Source organism: Mycobacterium sp. GA-1285 (assembly GCF_001499905.1).
Classification (GTDB): Bacteria; Actinomycetota; Actinomycetes; order Mycobacteriales; family Mycobacteriaceae; genus Mycobacterium.
Window position 1 is genome coordinate 123,312 of record NZ_LQIS01000045.1, and the last position, 20,338, is coordinate 143,649.

Sequence of the window (20,338 nt, forward strand, 5' to 3'; positions counted from 1 at the left end):
TCGCAGCGCGGTTGTCGAAGCTAGGCGCGCAGTTCTCGCGCCGCCCGGATGCGGGCCTTAAGCTGCTCCGTCGTCGCCGCCGCAATCGGCGGCCCGCCACAAATTCGGCGCAGCTCGCTGTGGATCCAGCCGTGTGGCTTGCCGGTGCGGTGATGTACCACCGACACGAGCGCGTTCAGCTGGCTACGCAACTCACGCAACTCGCCATGCTTCGACGGCCGCGGCACTTCACCTGACGCGGTGCCCTTTTCGATTTGCTCTTCTTGTCGGCGCCGCAACAGGTCCCGCATCGCAGCAGCATCGAGGAGTCCGGGAATGCCAAGGTAGTCGGCCTCCTCGTCGCTGCCCGCCGGAGCGGTCGTGCCGAACGAGGAGCCGTCGAAGATCACCTGGTCCAACTCGGCGTCCGCGCCCAGCGATTCGTACCCGTTGTCGACGTCTGGCTCGGACTTCTTGCGGGCCGCATCTTGGAGCGCCTCGTCGTCGAGACCCTGCGGCTCGCGATGCGGCCTACCCAACACGTGGTCGCGTTGAGCCTCCATCTGACTCGCCAGATTCAAGAGTGTCGGTACCGACGGCAGGAAAATGCTGGCAATCTCACCGGGGCGTCGCGTGCGAACGTAGCGGCCAATCGCCTGAGCGAAGAACAGCGGGGTCGACGCGCTCGTCGCATAGACGCCGACCGCCAGTCGGGGCACGTCGACCCCTTCGGACACCATACGAACCGCGACGAGCCATCGATTCGTACCCGCTGAGAACTCCTCGATGCGGGCGGACGAGCCAGGGTCGTCAGAGAGCACGATGGTCGGCGCCTTTCCGGTAAGGCGGGCAAGCACGGCACCGTACGCTCGGGCGGCCTTCTGATCGGAGGCGATGATCATGGCGCCCGCATCGGGCACGCCGCTGTTGCGTAACTGCGTGAGTCGGGTGTCTGCGGCCTGGAGCACAGCGGGAATCCACTCGCCCTTCGGGTCCAATACCGTGCGCCAAGCCCTCGCTGTCTGTTCGGCGTTGAGCGGCTCGCCGAGCCGGGCCGCGTACTCCTCACCCGCGCTCGTGCGCCAGCGTGCCTCGCCGGAGTACGCGAGGAAGACCACCGGGCGCACGACTCCGTCGGCCAGCGCCTCGGAATAACCATAGGTGTGGTCGGCCCGAGAACGCATCAGCCCGTCGCCATCGGGCGCATAGGCGACAAAGGGAATGGGGGTGTCGTCGCTGCGGAATGGTGTGCCGGTGAGCGCTAAGCGACGGGTGGCGCCGTCGAACGCCTCGCGAATGGCGTCGCCCCAGCTCTTGGCGTCGCCGGCGTGATGGATCTCGTCGAACACCACGAGCGTGCGGTGGTACTCGGTGCGCACCCGGTGCCGGGTCGGATGGCTGGCAACCTGGGCATAGGTGACGACCACGCCGTGGTACTCCGACGATGTGTGGGCTGCAGAGTTGGAAAACTTCGGGTCGAGTGCGATGCCGATACGGGCGGCAGCTTGCGCCCACTGCGTTTTGAGATGTTCAGTCGGGACTACGATGGTGACCTGTCCAACAACCCCCTCGGCCAGCAGCTCGCGGGCAACACGCAGGGCAAACGTCGTCTTACCCGAACCCGGTGTGGCCACTGCGAGGAAATCACGCGGCTTGTCGGCAAGATACCGCACCAATGCCCGACGCTGCCAGCTCCGCAAAGCCTGGGTGTCGGGCGCTGTATTTACCCGCACCCAAGACTCCTCAACTGATCGGACAGCAGCCTAGCGCAAGCGATTACGGGTCTGCATCTCCGGGGGGAGTCGTGTCGTGCCACAACCCACGATGAGCTTGAGTCCTTGGTGGGGTCGCCGATGTTTCACCGTGCCAGCGCGCGGCGCGCGTCAGCAGATTCTCCTGAGATGCGACGGCTTGGAGGCCTTCAGCAAACACCTCTGGCCCAGAGGTTCCGCATCCAACGGCAGAAATTCGATGCGGCTCCGAGTTCACCGCTTACCGGCTGTTTGCTGCGCCCGCCGCAAGCCCGTGGGCCGTCGTAACTGAAGCCTTCGGCCCTGCATGCTCACGAGTCCTCAGGAGACGTGTGCGGCGCGTCGAGATTGCCCTGGATCGAACGTGATCAAACCGATCGCTGCGTTGATGGTGCACACGGCTTGGGCGGTGGAGTATGGGATGAGCATCGCCGAGGCGGCTTCTGGAAAGTGGGGTCGGGCGGACCGAACGGTCCCCAAACTCCCTGAGCTCTATCAAAGTTCGTGGTAGAAACGCAGGGACCCTGCTTCCAGAAGAAGGGCGCGGCCGCAGCGGTGTCGTCGGCGAGTGCCGCTCCCCCGATGGCTGCTCCCGCGGCGATGGCTGCTGCGGCAAGCAACTTCCTGATGCTGATCATGTGGCGGCCTTTCTGATGTGATCTGATGGATCGACGGTCGGCCTTATCTCTTGGAAGTTTCTTGGCACCACGGCGGGTCGGCGTTTGGTACGAGGTGCATTGGCAGAGGAGCCTTCTTCAAACGCCCGGCGGATGCGTGCCTGATCTTGGGCGGTCTCAGTCACCAATCAACTGACGGGTGCGGTCGCCGTAGGCGGGTACGCCGTAGCGACCCCCCAAGTCTTGTGCGTAGAGTCCGACGGCGTAGGCGACCGCCGGCGCTGTCACCTCGAGCGCCGACCGGCTCACGTTGTCCAGAGTGTCGTCGGGCGTGTGGTAGTTCGGGTCGAAGGGCAGCCCGGCGCGGCCGCCCCAGATGCTGGCCTGATGTGCTGACATGGGTAGTTCGGTGCCGGTGCACAGTGCACCGGCCGGTATCCCCGCGCGGACCAGGGAGTTGTAGTCGCCCCGACCGTCGAAGGGAAGGTTTTGAGACGTTTGTCCAACCCCCGCCAGATAGTCGACTAGGGCTCGCTTGATTCCTCCCGAGCCCTCGGGCGGAACTGCGCCAGCTTCAGCTGCGTGAAACGCATCGCCGTCCAGGACCAAGTAGCCGGTGTTCGGTGAAGCGACAGTGTCGAAGTTCAGATACAGGGCAATGTCTTTCAGCGATCTGATGTCGAGCGACTTCGTGTAGCTCGTTGATCCGAGCAGCCACTGCTCCTCGCCGCCCCAGAAAGCGAACCGCACGGCGTTTCGTATAGATGGTGAGCTTCCCATCTGCAGAGCGGTTTCCAGCACGGCCGCAACGCCCGAGCCGTTGTCATTGATACCCGGGCCGAGTCGGACGCTGTCGAGGTGCGCGCCCACCAGGACGATGTCGTGCGCCGAACCTGTCTTCGTCTGAGCGACGACGCTGCGTGACCGGACACGCTCGACCCGCGACTCGACCACGGCCCGGGTAACACCCGTTCGGCCTCGAAGCCAACTCCCGACAGTCCTGGTGACATGGAGAACGGGAAGTCGTACCCGGTCGGCTTCGACAAGAGCGCCGCTGAACGCCTTCTCATCGACGTTGTTGGCAATAACGATAGCCGCCGCGCCGCGGGCGGAAGCCACGGTGACTTTGGCCGAGAGGTCGCAGCCGCCACGGTCGACCATCACTACTGCGCCGGTGGTGGACAACCCGTCAAGATCGGCCGGCTCGCAACCCTGCGATCTACCCGACGGAACTACCACCAGCGGACCGGTTACGCCGGCAGGAGAGGTGGCGCCGCTATATTCGACGGCTTGCGCCGGCACGCCCACCCCGTCGACGCTTAGAGATTCTTTGATGACACGGAAGACTCCTAGGTCAAACTCCGCGAACTCGACGTCGAATCCGCTGTCCTGCAGGGCTTCCGCAACATAAACGACGCTGGCGTCATAACCGGGCGTCCCCGTTTGCCGGGTGCCGCCGTGTTCGTCGGCGATGTTCTGAAACTGTTCCAAGTGCGCAACGATCGCATCAGTGGATACCTTGCCTCGTAGCCCATCGGCGTAGTCGGCTGCGAAAGAGGCCGGATCGAATCCGCATGCCGCGGAATCGGCAGCCAATGCCACAAGGAGAGCTCCGCTCGCTATCACCCTGGGCGTCCAGCACCTCGCCATGGCCACACGGTAGCTCCGGGTCGCTTCGTGCACGGTGATTCGAGGGGTGTCGCACGCGGCGCCGGTCGGAAGAGCGTCTTCCGCCGAAGTGGAACGCACCGGACGATTCAGGTCTCCTAGAAAGTTCCAAGGCCGTGACCGGACAGTCGAATCCTCCGAAGGCATCGGAAAAACACCAGACAGTCCTGAGGGAAGGGAGGTGAACGATGATCCGTCATATGACACGCCGGCTGACCCGTATGCCGTTCAAGCGTAATTGAGCGAACTTGTGCGTGCCCGGACCGAGTTAACTCGGCCCGGGCACGCTTCATGGGCGAAAAATACTGTTGGTGTTGGTGATCTTGGTGGAAGCGTCGTCCGGACCCCGGTCTCGCGACGCCTCCGCGCATAGGCGACGAGCTCGAGGGGGATAGGCGGCCACTACACCTATCTCTCATGTCTCTCATGTGATTCTTGCGCGAAGGGGTCTAAACCCGCCGCCGAGCGCTCGTAAGGCCTGGTAATCACCAGTCGCTGAACGCAGGCCGACGACCGGACACATTGTCGAAGCATCACCGCAGTCGGTCGGCCCACTCGTTGCCAGGGTATTTAGGAAGTTCCAAGCTCTGCGACCGAAGGTCGACTCGTTCTCTAAGGCACCGAATGAAAGGAGGTGAGCAGCATGGTTCGTCGCTTGGATCGTCGGCTGACCCGCGCTGCGCGGTGCAGGTTCTGAACGCTGCGCGGAGGAGTTCCGCCTAGCTCACAAACTACTTCTCGCGGAAAGGGGGTGAGACGGATGGTTCGTCGCATGGAGCGCCGGATTACTCGGGCCGCCCGGTGCAGATTTTGATTCCCGCCCTGACACCGACATCTCGATAACTCGCCAACCACTCATTTACGGAAAGGAGTGCAAGACATGGTTCGTCGCTTGGATCGTCGGCTGACCCGCGCTATGCGGGGCCGATGATTAGGTGCAAAGCGTCGCATTCCTCACGCACATGTGATTGCACCATCTACATCCTCGGAAGGCGGTAAGTGCGGCGGATCGACGCATCGACCGCCGATCGACTCGGCTGGCAGATAAAGCCGACTGACGGGCGGTGGCCGACGAATGGACATGCCAGATTTTGGCGCGGCGCGTCCATCGTCGGCTAATCGTGCCGGTGACGGGGTAGGTAACCTCACCCTCGGCTCGGGAGTCGCGGCCGTACAGAGTGAATCGCAGACCAGTGTGCGCCAGGCCACTGGGTCAGTGCAGTTGTCGTAGCACCTAGTGCTGTATAGCAAGCTTTGGCTGACAATGATCGCGCTCATCGAAATTCCCCAGCTGTGCTCTGCGAAATTCCTCACCTGTGAGCAGCGGTCAGTGTAGTTGTTGACGGTTGCCTGTGGTGGTTCGGCGCAGGCTTTCGGCGGCGGCTTGGTGGTCGCGTAGCCGGTAGGATTCGCCGTCGAGGTTGATGACCACCGAGCGGTGCAGCAGGCGGTCGAGCATTGCGGCGGCGACGGTGGTGTCACCGAGAATGTCGCCCCAGGCGCCCACGCCGCGGTTGGTGGTTATCACGATGCTGGTCTTCAGATAGCGTTGGGAGACAACCTGAAACAGCGCCGATGCAGCCTCGGCCGGTAGCGGCAGGTATCCAAGTTCGTCGATTACCAGCAGAGTGGGTCCGGCGTAGAACCGCATAGTGGTGGCCCAGCGTCCCTCGATGGCCGCGCGGTGGCAGCGGGCGGCCAGATCAGCGGCGGTGGTGAAGTAGGTGCGGTAGCCGGCATGGGCGGCGGCTCGTGCCAGCCCGACGCTGAGGTGAGTCTTGCCAGTGCCCGGTGGGCCGATGAGCAGAATATTGGTGGCTGATTCGAGGTAGCGGCAGGTGCCCAACTCGTCGATGAGCTTGCGGTCGATTCCTGCGGCGGCATCGACGTCGAAGTCGGCCAGGGTGGCCGGGGTGGGCAGGCAGGCGAAGCGCAACCGTCCGGCCAACCGGCGGGCGGTGCTGGCTTGGACTTCCACGGCCAGCAGCCGCTCCAGGGCCACGGTCAGCGAGAGACCCTCGGAGTTGGCCTGGTCTAGAACCGCCGGTAGGGCTTCAGCGGCGGCGGCCAGTTTGAGTTCGGCCAGATGTGCACGCAGCTGCTGATACCGGGAGGCGGCCGCCGACGGAGACTCCTCAGCAGTGGTCGTGGTGGTGGTCTTCGGGGTGCGTGGGGTCGGGGTCATTGGATGGTCCTGTTCTGGGCGGCCCGCTCGTAGGCGGATAGGTCGATGACGGTGGAATCAACTGACGGAGTGCAGGATTGCTGTTCGCAACTGTCGGCTTGTTTGAGTCGGAGTAGTTGTGCAGCGGCGGCTTTGGCTGCCGGTCCGGGTGGGATGCGTTCCTTGCGGCGATGCGGTCGCCCGGTCGTGGCGGTGGCCATCGCGGCGGTGTCTAGGGCGATGACGTGACCGCTGTCGCGGACCATCACCCCGAGCCCGTCGGCGGCCAGGCGGTGCCGCGCGATCACGATCCCGCTCGAGGTGGCGATATCAACGAACTGGCCACCGACGGGATGTGACACCACCACTTGGGCAGCTGCGAGTTCTGGGGGTACCGAGTAGCGGTTGCCGCGGTAGGCCACTAACGCCTGCCGAGACGCCGTCCGGGTCTCGGCCACGATGACCGGATAGGGCAGCGCGGGCACCGGGCGCAATGGTTCGGCCTGGGCGACAACGGCGACCGAGGATCGGCCGTCGGCAGTGGCGCGGATGCGGGTATCGCCGCGCACGCGAGCGAAGCGGTCCAGGCTGGCCTGGGCCGCCTCGACGGTCATGTCGTCAGCCAAGGTGCGCCACCAGCGTTGGGCGGCGGTGTGGTTGACCTTTTCCACCACACCCTTGCGGTTGCCGCGCCGCGGCGGGCAGATCGCCACCGCCACCCGTAGTGCTTGGCCACCCCGGCGAACGAGGCGGTTACCCGCCCGCTGCCGGGATCACAGACCGTGGCCATCCGGTCGAACCGCCACACCCGCGTGCACCCGCCCAGCCCGCGGGTCACCCGGTCGATGCCGGCGACCAGATGCGGTTGATCCTCCGAGGCCGACAACGCTGCTCGCCACTTAGCTGAATGGGCCAGCGAGCCGACCAACAGATGCGCGGTCTTGCCCCAACCCCAGAGTTTGGGCGGATCGGGCAATTCCAGCCAATCCCATTGGGTTTCATCACCCGGGGCGTGCGGGATCACGGCGTTGGGCCGCTCGGTGGCTGTGCGACACGTCTCGCACACCGGGCGCAGATTCCGAGTGCGGATGTTGCGGGTCAGGCTCTGATACGACAGTCCGAATCCCAGCTCCTCGATTTCGTCGAACAGGGTGCGGGCCCACAGGTGCGGGTCTTCGGTCAGCCGGGCGCTGACATAGTCGATGAAGGGTTCAAACGGGTCCGGGCCAGGGCGGGCCCGGACCCCGGGCTCACCCTCGCCGTTGAGGTATTTGCGGACCGTTTTGCGGTCGAAGCCGGTGTGGCGGGCGATCGCCGCAATCGTCCAACCACGCTTGCGCAGCGCATGTACTTCCAAATCGTCCTCCCATGTGAGCATGAGAAAGCGGGCCTCCTTCGAGTGGAGCTGTTGGCGTCAGACACCAGCAGCATCGAGGGAGGCCCGCCCTTCTCGGCGGAGCCACACGGGTGGGGAATTTCGATGAGCGTCAGTGGGGAATTTCAGTGAGCGCGGTCAGCTCGGTGATGTCGCCACTTCCTAGGCCGGTGAGTTGTTGCTTGATTCAGGTGTGCACGGAGCCGCTCGCTTCCGCATTTTAGAAACTTCCAAGCCCTCGGTCGGATTGTCGAACCAGGACATCACCAGGAAGGAAGTTCATCAATGACAAACAACATGTGGAGGTCTTTCCCTAAGCGGACCTGGCGGCGCATTCACCGGTCCTCGTCTGGGGACGTCAACGGGCTCGCACTCTTCGGAAGTGCCACTCGCATCGAATCCCACATCGAAACAACGCGAATCGCCACAAGATTCGACACACTACGACCGAGCCCGGACGCTTTGTGGCTCGCTCGTCCGCTGCTGGGTTAGCAGCGTGCATTCAGGTTCAACTTCGAAGGGGAGGTGATCGACGTGGTGCGACACATGCAGCGACGTCTTACACGCCGGCCAAGCCGTCGTATCTGAAGGGGAACAGCAAGACTGCGGTTGAGTTAGGTCGGCGGGTACGAGCTGCAGATTGCCCTTCCCTGAGGTCGTGAGACAAACTATCCCAGCAGGTTTCGGGCGTATACGGCTTCCGTCAGTGTACATTCGGCGGGCATCGAGTCGAGGGCTTCAGTGAGCGCTGTGCGGGCCTCCTCGCCGCGCAACTCGAATAGATCCAAGGCGGCCCTCAGTTCGAAGAGTGGAGCGTCTTGATGGCGCGCGAGCTCGATCGCCACGCCCAAATCAGCCGCTCTGGTGTCGGAGTCGGTGTAGGTACATGCTCGCGCTCGGAGCAGTTCAGCGTCATAGAAATGCATGTCCGTTTCGTCGGCGATCTCCAGCGCGGCGTTGATCCGCTCTTGTGCCTCCTCGTAACGGCCGGCTTTGTTCAACAGCCTGCCAATGATCGAGTCGTAGTGTGTCTGGTATGCGAAAAGCCCCAACGAGCGCCAAAGATCAGTGAACTGAGCCATCGACTCGACTTGACGGGTCAGAGCGTCTGCGTCGGCACTGGCGGAGTGCAATAAGATCTCGGCGTCAACCATCGTCTGTTCGGTGAATCCGAACATCTGCCAGAAGTCGAACCCGTACCTCTCCGCCTTCTCGATCATGTCCGCAACTAGCGCGCCCGCACGGTCGAACTGGCCGGCTTCTATGCGCATCCATATTTCCATGTCCACCGCGTACACATGGTTATACGGGCCACCCGGGAAGCTCAACTCGTCGGCACGCTCTATCGCGCTTCGGATGCTGGATTCCGCAGCAGCTACCCTGCCCTGCAAAACGTGTTGAATCGCAAGGTGTTCATGGGCCATGGCAACGGCATCATGCGGAACGAACCACATGTCCTGCATCTTGTGGTCCTCATCCTCCACGAAGCCTACCGTTGCGTCTTTGAAATGCTCGCTGGCCTCTGCATGCTGACCTCGCAGAAAAGCGATCATTCCAGCGGCCAAATTGATACCCGAGCTCCACCAGTTGCGCTCGCCATGCGCCCTATTCTTGAGCGCCTCAACGATTTGATCTGCGCGCCGCAAATCAGCCTTGTTGATGTAATAGGTCGTAGCGGCGAAGAGAGTGCCGAATAGATCGAACTCGTGTAGATCTGGTCCTATCAGTTCTAGGCAACGCTCCACATCCTCGACAACTGGAGGGCTCTGGTATCCCTCGGCAGTTGAGGCAAGAAAGTAACGCTCCAGTCTAGGCCGCAACTCGAGAAGATCCCGCTCACGGCTGGGCGCACAATTCCCTAGTTGCGTCAGCGCATGAGTTAAATACATGCGAGCCTCTTCAAGCGCGCCCCGGCGTCGCGCGTCGGCGGAGGCTTGCTGGTACGCGGTGGCGGCGTCTGTGTAGCGCTCGGCCTGCTCGTAATGGGCCGCCACGAGGTGCCAGTCGGGCTCGCCGGCCGCACCCTCGATCAGAGCGTCAGCGACTTTGGCGTGAAGGGTACGCCGTACGCTCGGCGGTGCCAGTTCTGCGGCCACTTCACGCAACAACTCGTGGCGGAACCTCCAGGCGTCATGTCCTTCCGGCTCCAGCACTTTGGCATCCTCGAGTTCGTCGATGACGTCATCGACCTCGTCCTCGGTCAACGATGACACGGCCACCAAAAGCCCACGTTCGACATGACGTCCGATGATGGCGGCCGCTTCAACAACCGGTACCGCGTTGGCCGTGGCGAGGAGCCGCGCGAACAACGGCTCATACAGCTGGTCGGGTACTGAAGACTTGTCACCGTCGCTCGATTCGTCCTCCAGACCGCTGACGATCTGCTCGATGTAGTACGGAACACCATCGCAACGAGCGCGCACAGCGGCGCAATCTGCCGGAGCAACGGCCGGGTTCAGTGCACGCACGAGTTCATCTGTTTGCTCATCGGTGAGTGGATGCAGATCGAACACCTTGGCCGGCCACCGGCTGGACAGCCAATTACCATCCCGGCCGGTGATCACCGCTAGCAGTCGTCCAGCCGTGTCGTTCAGTATCGCATCGAGAAGATCGAGCGTGGACGGGTCGAACCAATGGACGTCTTCGACGAGAAGTAGACCTGGTGAACCTGCGAAACACGCGAGCAGATAACGCTTGAGTTCTTCTGCAATGAGCTCCTGAAGCTTGCGGCCTTCGACGTGTACCGGCTCGTAGCCTTGTGTTGCGTCGAGACCAATCACGGGTGCTAACAGAGGAAGTGCTTCACTGGCGTTCAGGTTCTGGGCATCGAGTTCGGACTCGAGCAAGGCCAACCGCCGTTCCGGTTCCGTCTGCCTAGTGATCCCACAACGGCGTTCCAAGAGGGTCCGCACGGGGTACAGGCCCGCGTCGGTATGTACAGGCGATCCCGCCAATTCGATGACGGTTCCGCCGTCGTGCCGCACCATCTCGGTGGCTGCTGCGGCAAGCCTGCTCTTACCGATTCCCGGGTCGCCGCGAAATACCACCGCAGGTACCGTCAAAGTGCCAGCACGCGCACGCGCCCAACTCTTTTCGAGCCGCGCGAGCTCGCGGTCCCGACCGACAAGAGGACCAAGCGGAGCTGCTGGCTTCGCAGCCCGTTCACCGAGCACCTTGAACGGGTTGAGAATTTCGTTGGTGCCTGCCACCGGAACCGCCGGTAGCCCCTCCATGTCAAATGCGCTTCTGATCAACTGCTCGACCGAGTGGGAAACGGCCACGGCGTTCACTGGTGCCAGAGCCGAGACCTGCGTGGCCAACGTTGCCGCTAGCCCGTAGAAGTCGTCCTGAGTGCCGTCGAGATACACCAGTCCACGATGCACACCGACTCGGACATCGATGCGAGCACCGAACCGGCGGTCGGCTTGATCACTCAGTCGAGCCACCTCGCGCGTGATCTCAAGACCCGCGTGCACAGCCCGGTATACATCGTCCTCATGCGCGCTGGGATAACCGAACACCACGAGTAAGCCGTCACCGCGGGTGGGGTAAGCGTGTCCCTCGAAGCGATCCGCGATATGGCGGACCTGTTCTCGGAAGCGTCCGACCAAGAGGCGGTACGTTTCCGGCTCCACTTGAAGAGCCAGGCTCGTCGGGTCATAAAGATCCGCCGACAAGATTGTGAGTCGCCGTACTTCGCCGCTATCCGTTGGCGCAACCAAGAGGTCATCCGCGTCGCCGCTGCGATTGTCGGCAGCTATTACTCTGTCGGCCAATGCAGCTGCGGTTGCGTGATCGCCCCGGTTGATCGCCGAGACCGCCCGGTCTAGCAGCGCGTCTATCGAGGCACCCGTACGAGGAGTGATGGCCTCGGGCCCCGCAGCCTCGCCAACGACTTCCGTGTGGACGGACTGCTTCAGCGACTCGTTGATTGACGGGACTGGTGCCAGCATTGTCGAAACCAATTCTGCGGGATCCTGCAACGGGGATGGCTCTGTCCCAATGTTGGCGTGCTCCTGACGGGCTATGGAAGCGGCGCCAAGCGCTTCGCGGGCAGCGTCGGCCAACTCCAGCACTGTCTGGTAGCGCGCGTCGGGATCCTTCGCCATACCCTTCGCGATAACGGGATCGAACTCGACTGGGACAGAACCGTTCATCAGCGAAGGCTGTGGAGGTTTCGCCGTCAGATGCGCCATCATCTGGCTCTCGACGTGTTGGCCGGAGAACGGCGGCGTAGCCGTCAGACACTGCTGTAGCACGCAGGCCAGCGAATAAACATCGGCCCGCACGTCTGGATCATCGCCGCGGAACCGTTCTGGTGCCATGTAATTGAGTGTTCCGACGATATGGCCGGCACTGGTCAACCCGGTTTCCGTTGCTGCCCGGGCGATCCCGAAGTCGATCAAGTACGCGAAGTCGTACCGAGCGATCAAGATGTTGGAGGGCTTGACATCGCGGTGTATCAACCCGATCTGGTGTGCCGCGTCCAGCGCCATGGCCACCTGTTCGATAATCGCGACCGCTCGAGCCGGGATGAGGGGACCGTTGATTTTGAGCAGGGATTCGAGATCTTCACCTTCGATAAGCCGCATCTCGACGTAAAGTCGGCCGTCGATCTCCCCGTAACTGTGAATTGGCACGACGTGTGGTTCGTTGAGGCGCGCCGCCGCATGTGCTTCGCGGCGGAACCGTTGCTGGAAGACTTCATCTTCAGCCCACTGCGCCGGCAACAGCTTGAGTGCAACGACACGGTCGGCCTCGTCGTCATGGGCGCGCCAGACCTCGCCCATCCCTCCCCGGCCTAGCAATTCCAGCAATTGATAGCGCCCGAACGGAGTCCTGTCCACGCGGCCTCCCCCAGCATTCAGTCAGCAACCTCACAATAAGACGGAAGCGCCTCTAACCGCAGGGATTGCAACTTTCAGAGACTTCCTACCGGGCCACTCGACTGTTCCAAGATGTGGTTGTCGTTCTTGATGAACCACTCGGGGGCGCCCCTCGTCGGTGAGGTCGCCCAATGGCCTGAAATTCATGAAGGTGGCGGTGGGCTCGCTGGCGAAGGCATCGACGTCAGGGCCGCCGCCATCCCCGACACCGAGGCGGCGTTCCTGCAGCTGCTCGACGACCTGCGAGTGGCCTGAACTGGTTCCATCCGATCTTGCACTCGCCATGCCCGAGTGCTAGAAATGCAGTTGGCACTCGCGACCGGCGAGTGCTAGGTCGGGCCGGTGAGGCAGGGGCCGCACCTGCGGGAGCACACCCAGCCGTCCGTCGCGGGCACTGCACCCGACCGCAGCTTTGATGGAGCGACCCGCAGGCGGTCGCTCCTGATGTGCACTACCCACTTTCGGAGGAACACTTCGCAATGGCCAAGACAATTGCGTACGACGAAGAGGCCCGCCGCGGCCTCGAGCGGGGACTCAACAGCCTCGCCGACGCGGTAAAGGTGACGTTGGGCCCCAAGGGTCGCAACGTCGTCCTGGAGAAGAAGTGGGGCGCCCCCACGATCACCAACGATGGTGTGTCCATCGCCAAGGAGATCGAGCTGGAGGACCCGTACGAGAAGATCGGCGCTGAGCTGGTCAAGGAAGTCGCCAAGAAGACCGACGACGTCGCCGGTGACGGAACGACGACGGCAACGGTGCTGGCCCAGGCGCTCGTGCGCGAGGGTCTGCGCAACGTTGCGGCCGGTGCCAACCCGCTCGGCCTCAAGCGCGGCATCGAGAAGGCCGTCGAGAAGATCACCGAGACGCTGCTGAAGTCGGCCAAGGAGGTCGAGACCAAGGACCAGATCGCCGCCACCGCCGCGATCTCGGCCGGCGACACCCAGATCGGTGAACTGATCGCCGAGGCCATGGACAAGGTCGGTAACGAGGGTGTCATCACCGTCGAGGAGAGCAACACCTTCGGCCTGCAGCTCGAGCTCACCGAGGGTATGCGCTTCGACAAGGGTTACATCTCGGGTTACTTCGTCACCGACGCCGAGCGTCAGGAAGCGGTCCTCGAGGACCCGTACATCCTGCTCGTGTCGTCCAAGGTGTCGACGGTCAAGGATCTGCTGCCGCTGCTGGAGAAGGTCATCCAGTCCGGCAAGCCGCTGCTGATCATCGCCGAGGACGTCGAGGGCGAGGCGCTGTCCACCCTGGTCGTCAACAAGATCCGCGGCACCTTCAAGTCCGTCGCCGTCAAGGCCCCGGGCTTCGGTGACCGCCGCAAGGCGATGCTGCAGGACATGGCCATCCTCACCGGTGGTCAGGTCATCAGCGAAGAGGTCGGCCTGTCGCTCGAGACCGCCGACGTCTCGCTGCTGGGCAAGGCCCGCAAGGTCGTCGTCACCAAGGACGAGACCACCATCGTCGAGGGCGCCGGTGACTCCGACGCCATCGCCGGTCGCGTGGCCCAGATCCGCGCCGAGATCGAGAACAGCGACAGCGACTACGACCGCGAGAAGCTGCAGGAGCGCCTGGCCAAGCTGGCCGGCGGCGTTGCGGTGATCAAGGCCGGCGCTGCCACCGAGGTCGAGCTCAAGGAGCGCAAGCACCGCATCGAGGACGCCGTCCGCAACGCCAAGGCGGCCGTCGAGGAGGGCATCGTCGCCGGTGGCGGCGTGGCCCTGCTGCAGGCCTCCCCAGCGCTGGACGATCTGAAGCTGGAGGGTGACGAGGCCACCGGTGCCAACATCGTCCGCGTGGCGCTGGAGGCTCCGCTGAAGCAGATCGCCTTCAACTCCGGCCTCGAGCCCGGTGTCGTTGCCGAGAAGGTCCGCAACGAGAAGGCCGGCACCGGGCTGAACGCCGCCACCGGTGAGTACGAGGACCTGCTCAAGGCAGGCGTCGCCGACCCGGTCAAGGTGACGCGTTCGGCGCTGCAGAACGCGGCGTCCATCGCGGCGCTGTTCCTGACCACCGAGGCTGTCGTCGCCGACAAGCCGGAGAAGGCGGCCGCCGGCCCGGCCGACCCGACCGGCGGCATGGGCGGCATGGACTTCTAGTCCCGGTCATCACGGAAGAGCCCGGCTCCTCGCAAGGGGGCCGGGCTTTTTCGTGTCCACCCGTCGTGATTGTGCAACCAGCGACGCGTTCAGCGGGTCCGGCGTCGCCGGATTCACATTCGGTGGGCTACTTCTCGAGCGGCTCGCAGTCGTGCAGGCAGTCCGGGCTGGTCGACGGCGACTCCGGCGTCGCCTTGCGATGCAGCACCGCGCGTGACGGTTCGATGGACAACGACTCTGAAGCCTGGTGCGCTCGCCCGTCGACGATCAACGAGTATCCACCGGGCTCACTCGGCGGCCAGACGATCGTGACGTCGCCGTGGAGCGCCGTGTTCTCGCGCGTGTGCCGACCGACGGTGCCGACGTCGAGCCTGCCGTCGCGCAACACCGGGTCGACGGCGACGGTGTGCGCGCGATAGTCGTCGCCGACGGAGATCAGATAGGCGAAGCCGAAGTCGGCCAGCACGTCGGTCAACCGGTCGAGGTCCACCTTCACGCTCATACGGCGAGGATACGTCCGCGGCGGCCCCGAATCAGCCCGCCACCGCCGCCGTCACGCCGTGGGCGCGGGTCGACGGCCGCGGATCAACTTGCCCGGGCGCGCGGCGGTGGGAGTGCCGTTCTCGGCGATGATCTCGCCGGACACCACGGTCGCGACGTATCCCTCGGCGCCCTGGTCCAGGCGCCGGCCCCCGGCGGGAAGGTCATAGGCGATCACCGGCCTGTGCAGGCGCACCGCGTCGTGGTCGATGACGTTGAGGTCGGCCTTGTACCCGACGGCGATCCGGCCGCGGTCGGCCAGGCCGGCAACCCGGGCGGGCACCGAAGTCAGTTCGCGCACCGCCTCGGCCACCGACAGCCGGCCGGCCGCGCGGTCCCGTGACCAGTGCGCCAGCATGTACGTGGGAAAGCTTGCGTCGCAGATCATGCCGTAGTGCGCGCCACCGTCGCCGAGTCCGAGCACCACATCGTCGCGACGGATCAATTCCGCGACCGTGTCGAGGCTGCCGTCGCGGAAGTTGGCCAGGGTCACCAGAAGGATGGCGTGACCGTCGTCGTCGAGCAGCCGGTCGTAGGCTTCCTCCAGCGGGCTGACACCGCGATCCCGGGCGCGGCTGGCGATGCTCTCGGACCGGGGCGGTTCGTAGTTCGGCGGATCGCCGAGCGGGAACATCCACTCGAACGCCTGCGCCGCGAACATCAGCGGATGGCCCCCGCCCGCCGGCTGGTCCGACAGAATCCGTTGCCGCACTTCGGGTTTGCGCATCTCGGCGACGCGCTCGGCCAACGGCAGCCGGGCCAGCTCCTGATAGCTGGGATACATCACGAACGGGTTGCCCGACAGTTCGAGTCCCAGCACCAACCCGATCGGCCGGGGGAAGATCTGCGCGGTGATCTCGCCGCCGTCGATGTTGGCCTTCTCGACCATTGTCAGCGCGTCGAGGAAGAACGGGTCACCGGCGTTGCCGATCGCCAACGTGAACGTCACGGGCAAACCGACGTCGGCGGCGACCTCGAAAACGGTTCGCAGCACGGGCTCGTAGTCGCCGGCCACCAGGTCGGGTACGAACTGGATCAGCCCGCCGCCGGCGTCGTCGATTCCGCGCGCGATCGCCTCGATCTCGGCGCGGTCGGCATCGTAACTGGGAATCGGCCGCCCGCTCTCGGTCTTGTGCAGCGTGAACCGCGACGACGCGAAGCCCAGCGCACCGGCCTGAACGGCTTCGGCGGCGAGTTTGCGCATCATCGCCAGGTCCTCGGCGGTCGCGGGCTCGCGGTCGACGCCGCGCTGCCCCATCACGTACACCCGCAGCGGCGAGTGTGGCAGCAGCGCCGCCACGTCGATGTCCCGGCGTCGCTCCTCGAGCGCGTCGAGAAACTCCGGGAACGTCTCCCAGTGCCACGGCAGACCGTCGACCATCACCACACCGGGGATGTCCTCGACCCCGGCCATCACGTCGACCAGCACGTCGTGATCCTCCGGCCGGCACGGCGCGAAGCCCACCCCGCAGTTGCCCATCACCACGGTGGTCACGCCGTGCGCCGACGACGGGGTCAGGCGGTCCGACCAGATCGCCTGACCGTCGTAGTGCGTGTGCAGGTCGACGAACCCGGGGGTGACCAGGAGGCCCGTCGCATCGATTTCCCGCGTCCCCGGCTCGTCGACTTTCCCGACCGCGGTGATGACGCCGCCCGAAACCGCGACGTCACCGACGTAGGGTTCACCGCCGAGGCCGTCGACAATGGTGCCGCCCCTGATGACGAGTTCATATGTCATACGTCGAATCTACGATGATCGCGTGATCGACCACTTCGGAATCAACTGCGCGGACTTCCAGAGATCCAAGGCATTCTACGACACGGTCCTGGGCGTGCTCGGCTACACCCGCCAACTCGACTACCACGTCGCCATCGGCTACGGCAGGGACGGCAAGCCCGCCTTCTGGATCGCGGACATGAACGCCGGCGACGCGGCGGGCCCCAACCGCGAAGTGCACTTCGCGTTTCAGGCTGACGACACCGATGCCGTACGCGCGTTCTACGACGCCGCGATCGAGGCCGGCGCAGAGTCGCTGCACGCCCCGCGGCTGTGGCCGGAGTACCACGCCGGTTACTACGGCGCCTTCGTGCGCGATCCGGACGGCAACAACATCGAGGCCGTCTTTCACGGGGCGCGACCACAGGGCTGACGTATACCGTCGTGGCCATGGCTGATTCAGACGTGGCAGTGGCCCGGGAGATTCTGCGCGACGCGTTCACACGGCTCAGCGAGCACGTGGAGAACCTCACCGACGGGCTGACCGACGAGACCGCGTTCTTCCGTCCCACCCCGACGGCCAACAGCATCGCGTGGCTGGTGTGGCACAGCGCCCGTCAGCAAGACGTACAACTCGCCGACATCGCGGGCACCGAACAGGTCTGGTTGCGTGACGGCTGGGTCGACCGGTTCGGGCTCGACCTGCCTCGCGAGGACATGGGTTACGGGCACAACCCCGATGAGGTGGGCCGCGTCCGTGCCCCCGCGGACCTGCTCGCCGGCTATGCCCACGCCGTGCACAAGGCGACGCTGGAGTACATCGCGTCGGTCACCGCCGACGAACTGAGCCGCGTCGTCGACGAGAACTGGGATCCACCGGTGACGGCAAGTGTGCGGCTGGTGAGCATCATCGACGACGGCGCCCAGCACCTCGGCCAGGCGGCCTACATCCGCGGGATCACGTGACCGGCGCCTCGGCCGGCTAACTCGACGCGCAACATGGGCCCAGGGCGACTTGACACGTGTCAACCCCCATGCGATCCAGATCACACCCGACGGTTAGCATGGGGTCATGACTGCGACGTCCGACGTTGAACTTCCCGACACCGGCACCATCCGCAATCCCGCGACCGGAGCCGTCGCGGGCACCGTGCGCTGGACCGATCCCGCCGACGTGCCGCGCATCGCGGCCGGCCTGCGCGAGGCGCAGCGCCAGTGGGAGGCCCGTGGCGCCAAGGGCCGGGCCAAAGTGCTGGCCCGCTACGCCGTCTGGCTCGGCGAGCACCGCGAGGAGATCGAGTCGCTGCTGATCAAGGAGACCGGCAAATCGGCCGTCGACGCGGCGCAGGAAGTGCCGCTGCTGATCATGATCGCGTCGTACTACATCAAGACGATGGAGAAGGCGCTCGCACCGGAGAAGCGGCCCGCGCCGCTGCCGTTCCTGTCGATCAAGAAGATCGAGGTGCACTACCGGCCCCGCCCAGTCGTGGGGATCATCGCGCCGTGGAACTATCCGGTGGCCAACGCGCTGATGGACGCCATCGGCGCGCTGGCGGCGGGCTGCGCGGTGTTGCTCAAACCGTCGGAGCGCACGCCGCTGACCGCCGAACTGCTGCTGCGCGGCTGGCTGGATTCGGGTGCGCCGGAGGTGCTGGCGCTGGCTCAAGGCGCCCGCGAGGTGTCCGAGGCCGTGATCGACAACGCGGACTTCATCCAGTTCACCGGATCCAGCGCGACGGGCGCGAAGGTGATGGAGCGGGCCGCTCGGCGGCTCACCCCGGTCAGCCTCGAACTCGGCGGCAAGGACCCGATGATCGTGCTGGAGGACGCCGACATCGACCTGGCCGCGCACGCCGCGGTGTGGGGTGCGTTCTTCAACGCCGGGCAGACGTGCGTGTCGGTGGAGCGGGTCTACGTGCTCGAACCCGTCTACGACGCGTTCGTCGCCGCGGTGGTGCGCGACGTCGAGAACCTGAAGATGGGCGCGGGCGACGGCTTCGACTTCGGCTCGCTGATCGACGAGACGCAGGTCGCCGTGACCGCCCGGCACGTCGATGACGCGCTCGCCAAGGGCGCGCGGGCGTTGACCGGCGGTAAGCGCCCCGAAGGTGGGGGCAGCTTCTACCCGCCCACGGTCCTCGTCGACGTCGACCATTCGATGCTGTGCATGACGGAGGAGACGTTCGGCCCGACGTTGCCGATCATGAAGGTCGCCAGCGTGGACGAGGCGATCCGGCTGGCCAACGACAGCCCGTACGGTTTGAGTGCCGCGGTGTTCTCCAAGGACACCGATCGGGCCAATGACGTTGCGGTCGAACTGGATTGCGGTGCGGTCAACATCAACGACGTGATCTCGAACCTGATGTGCACGACGGCGCCGATGGGCGGATGGAAGACGTCGGGACTGGGCGCACGGTTCGGCGGGGCGGACGGTCTGCGCAAGTACTGCCGCCAGGAGGTCGTGGTCGCGCCGCGCACCAACGTCGGCGCGGGCGGCAACTACTACAACAACTCGCCCAAGGCGCTCAAGCGGATGAACACGTTGATGACGAAGCTGGCGCTGATCACCCCGAAGCGGGCTGCCAAGTAGCGGCGACCTCTTCGCCACCGCGCCGAGACTACGGTTTCTGAGGCGGTTACTCGCGTTTCGTGTCAGAAACAGCAGTTTCGGGTAGGAGGATCGGCGTGCGCGCGGTGGTGACGGTGTTCTTGTGGCTCGTCACGACGGCGTTGCTGGCCATCGCCGTCGCGACCATGTGGGCGCAGCGCAACGTGGTCGACGAAGGCGGATACGCGGCGCTGGCGGAGTCGGCCGCCAAGGACCCGCAACTGCAGAAGGCGATGGCGGGGGTGCTGGCCGCCGAAGTCTCGTCGTACTTGCGCGACAACGGCTACGACGTCGACAACACCGTGATCACCGGGGTGGCCTCGGCCTACACCGCGAACCCGACGTTTCCCGAGCAGTTCGCCTTGGCCAACACCGTCGGACACCGCTGGATGTTCACCGACGAGGCTCAACAGGTCGAGGGCACCGACGAGTGGCTCCTCGACCTCGGCCCGATGCTCGCCGACGAGTCGTTTCGCCGGACGCTGGGCAACGTGGGTGTCGCGCCCCCGGAGTCGCTGCCGATCGCCGTGTCGATCTCGGACACCTGGCGGCCCGGTCAGCTCGAGCGGGTGGCGACATGGGGGCCGTGGATCAGTATCGGCACGACCATCTTCACCGGGGTGTTCGCACTGTTGACGCTCGCGGCGGCCCGCAGCCGCGGCAAAGCGCTTGCCGCGCTTGGTGTTTCCGCGCTCCTGGTGGGTGCGGCCGGTTGGGCCGGCGTGGAGGTGGCGCGCCGCTCCGTCAACGACGCGTTGAACCGACTGTCGGGGGACATCCGAGTCGTCGCCGACGTGATGGTGGCCCACGCCGAGGACAGCCTGCACCACTGGCTGAACCTCACGTTGGCCGCCGGCGGAGTGCTCGTGGTGTTCGGCGTGCTCGTGGCGATGCTCGGCGGGTTACGGCGACGCGACGTTTAGCCCAC

General features: G+C 64.8%; 13 protein-coding genes and 1 pseudogene. 7 read left to right on the forward strand and 7 right to left on the reverse strand.

The window, feature by feature from the left end:
- Positions 1 to 20: 20 nt before the first annotated feature.
- Complete coding sequence (locus tag AU193_RS18010; RefSeq protein ID WP_064423732.1) at positions 21 to 1,712, reverse strand: DEAD/DEAH box helicase; 1,692 nt, start codon at positions 1,710 to 1,712, stop codon at positions 21 to 23.
- Positions 1,713 to 2,234: 522 nt separating this feature from the next.
- On the opposite strand from AU193_RS18010, the gene AU193_RS23255 reads away from it, so the two are divergent.
- Positions 2,235 to 2,384, forward strand: a complete 150-nt coding sequence (locus AU193_RS23255) for a hypothetical protein (protein WP_156425277.1) — start codon at positions 2,235 to 2,237, stop codon at positions 2,382 to 2,384.
- Between the two features lie 140 nt (positions 2,385 to 2,524).
- On the opposite strand, the gene AU193_RS18015 is transcribed toward AU193_RS23255, so the two are convergent.
- The 4 genes and pseudogenes from AU193_RS18015 to AU193_RS18030 all read right to left on the reverse strand — a co-directional run bounded on the left by AU193_RS18015 (position 2,525) and on the right by AU193_RS18030 (position 12,401).
- Entirely contained in the window at positions 2,525 to 3,997 is a 1,473-nt protein-coding gene (locus AU193_RS18015) for a M28 family peptidase (RefSeq protein WP_064423858.1), read from the reverse strand.
- Between the two features lie 1,345 nt (positions 3,998 to 5,342).
- Positions 5,343 to 6,200 (reverse strand): IS21-like element helper ATPase IstB, encoded by an 858-nt coding sequence (gene istB / locus AU193_RS18020; RefSeq protein WP_064423733.1) that lies wholly within the window; start codon positions 6,198 to 6,200, stop codon positions 5,343 to 5,345.
- Positions 6,197 to 7,557 (reverse strand): annotated as a pseudogene (locus AU193_RS18025) (transposase). The gene istB and the pseudogene AU193_RS18025 overlap by 4 nt, the downstream one beginning before the upstream one ends.
- Positions 7,558 to 8,222: 665 nt before the next feature.
- Positions 8,223 to 12,401: a serine/threonine-protein kinase gene (locus AU193_RS18030; protein ID WP_082683040.1), complete on the reverse strand. Its 4,179-nt coding sequence runs from the start codon at positions 12,399 to 12,401 to the stop codon at positions 8,223 to 8,225.
- 111 nt (positions 12,402 to 12,512) lie between these two features.
- Here AU193_RS18030 and AU193_RS18040 point away from each other — a divergent pair, with 111 nt between their 5' ends.
- Both AU193_RS18040 and groL read left to right on the forward strand, forming a co-directional pair.
- The gene (locus AU193_RS18040; RefSeq protein WP_064423735.1) at positions 12,513 to 12,695 is read left to right on the forward strand and encodes a hypothetical protein; all 183 of its coding nucleotides are present in this window, start codon (positions 12,513 to 12,515) and stop codon (positions 12,693 to 12,695) included.
- A gap of 224 nt (positions 12,696 to 12,919) precedes the next feature.
- Entirely contained in the window at positions 12,920 to 14,545 is a 1,626-nt protein-coding gene (gene groL, locus AU193_RS18045) for a chaperonin GroEL (RefSeq protein ID WP_064423860.1), read from the forward strand.
- A gap of 127 nt (positions 14,546 to 14,672) precedes the next feature.
- Here the strand turns inward: groL and AU193_RS18050 are convergent, their stop codons facing one another.
- Both AU193_RS18050 and AU193_RS18055 read right to left on the reverse strand, forming a co-directional pair.
- Positions 14,673 to 15,047 carry a hypothetical protein gene (locus tag AU193_RS18050; RefSeq protein WP_064423736.1) on the reverse strand — a complete coding sequence of 125 codons (375 nt, stop codon included), beginning with the start codon at positions 15,045 to 15,047 and terminating at the stop codon, positions 14,673 to 14,675.
- A gap of 51 nt (positions 15,048 to 15,098) precedes the next feature.
- Positions 15,099 to 16,823, reverse strand: coding sequence for an amidohydrolase family protein (locus tag AU193_RS18055; RefSeq protein ID WP_064423737.1), 1,725 nt, complete (start codon positions 16,821 to 16,823; stop codon positions 15,099 to 15,101).
- 22 nt (positions 16,824 to 16,845) lie between these two features.
- Between AU193_RS18055 and AU193_RS18060 the strand changes: the two genes are divergently transcribed.
- From AU193_RS18060 to AU193_RS18075, 4 genes are all read left to right on the forward strand, one after another.
- On the forward strand, positions 16,846 to 17,235 hold the full coding sequence (locus AU193_RS18060) for a VOC family protein (RefSeq protein ID WP_064423738.1): 390 nt from the start codon (positions 16,846 to 16,848) through the stop codon (positions 17,233 to 17,235).
- Between the two features lie 17 nt (positions 17,236 to 17,252).
- The gene (locus AU193_RS18065) at positions 17,253 to 17,768 is read left to right on the forward strand and encodes a mycothiol transferase (RefSeq protein ID WP_064423739.1); all 516 of its coding nucleotides are present in this window, start codon (positions 17,253 to 17,255) and stop codon (positions 17,766 to 17,768) included.
- A gap of 106 nt (positions 17,769 to 17,874) precedes the next feature.
- The gene (locus AU193_RS18070; protein ID WP_064423740.1) at positions 17,875 to 19,392 is read left to right on the forward strand and encodes an aldehyde dehydrogenase family protein; all 1,518 of its coding nucleotides are present in this window, start codon (positions 17,875 to 17,877) and stop codon (positions 19,390 to 19,392) included.
- Positions 19,393 to 19,487: 95 nt separating this feature from the next.
- Positions 19,488 to 20,333, forward strand: a complete 846-nt coding sequence (locus tag AU193_RS18075; protein WP_064423741.1) for a hypothetical protein — start codon at positions 19,488 to 19,490, stop codon at positions 20,331 to 20,333.
- The last annotated feature ends 5 nt before the right edge of the window (positions 20,334 to 20,338 follow it).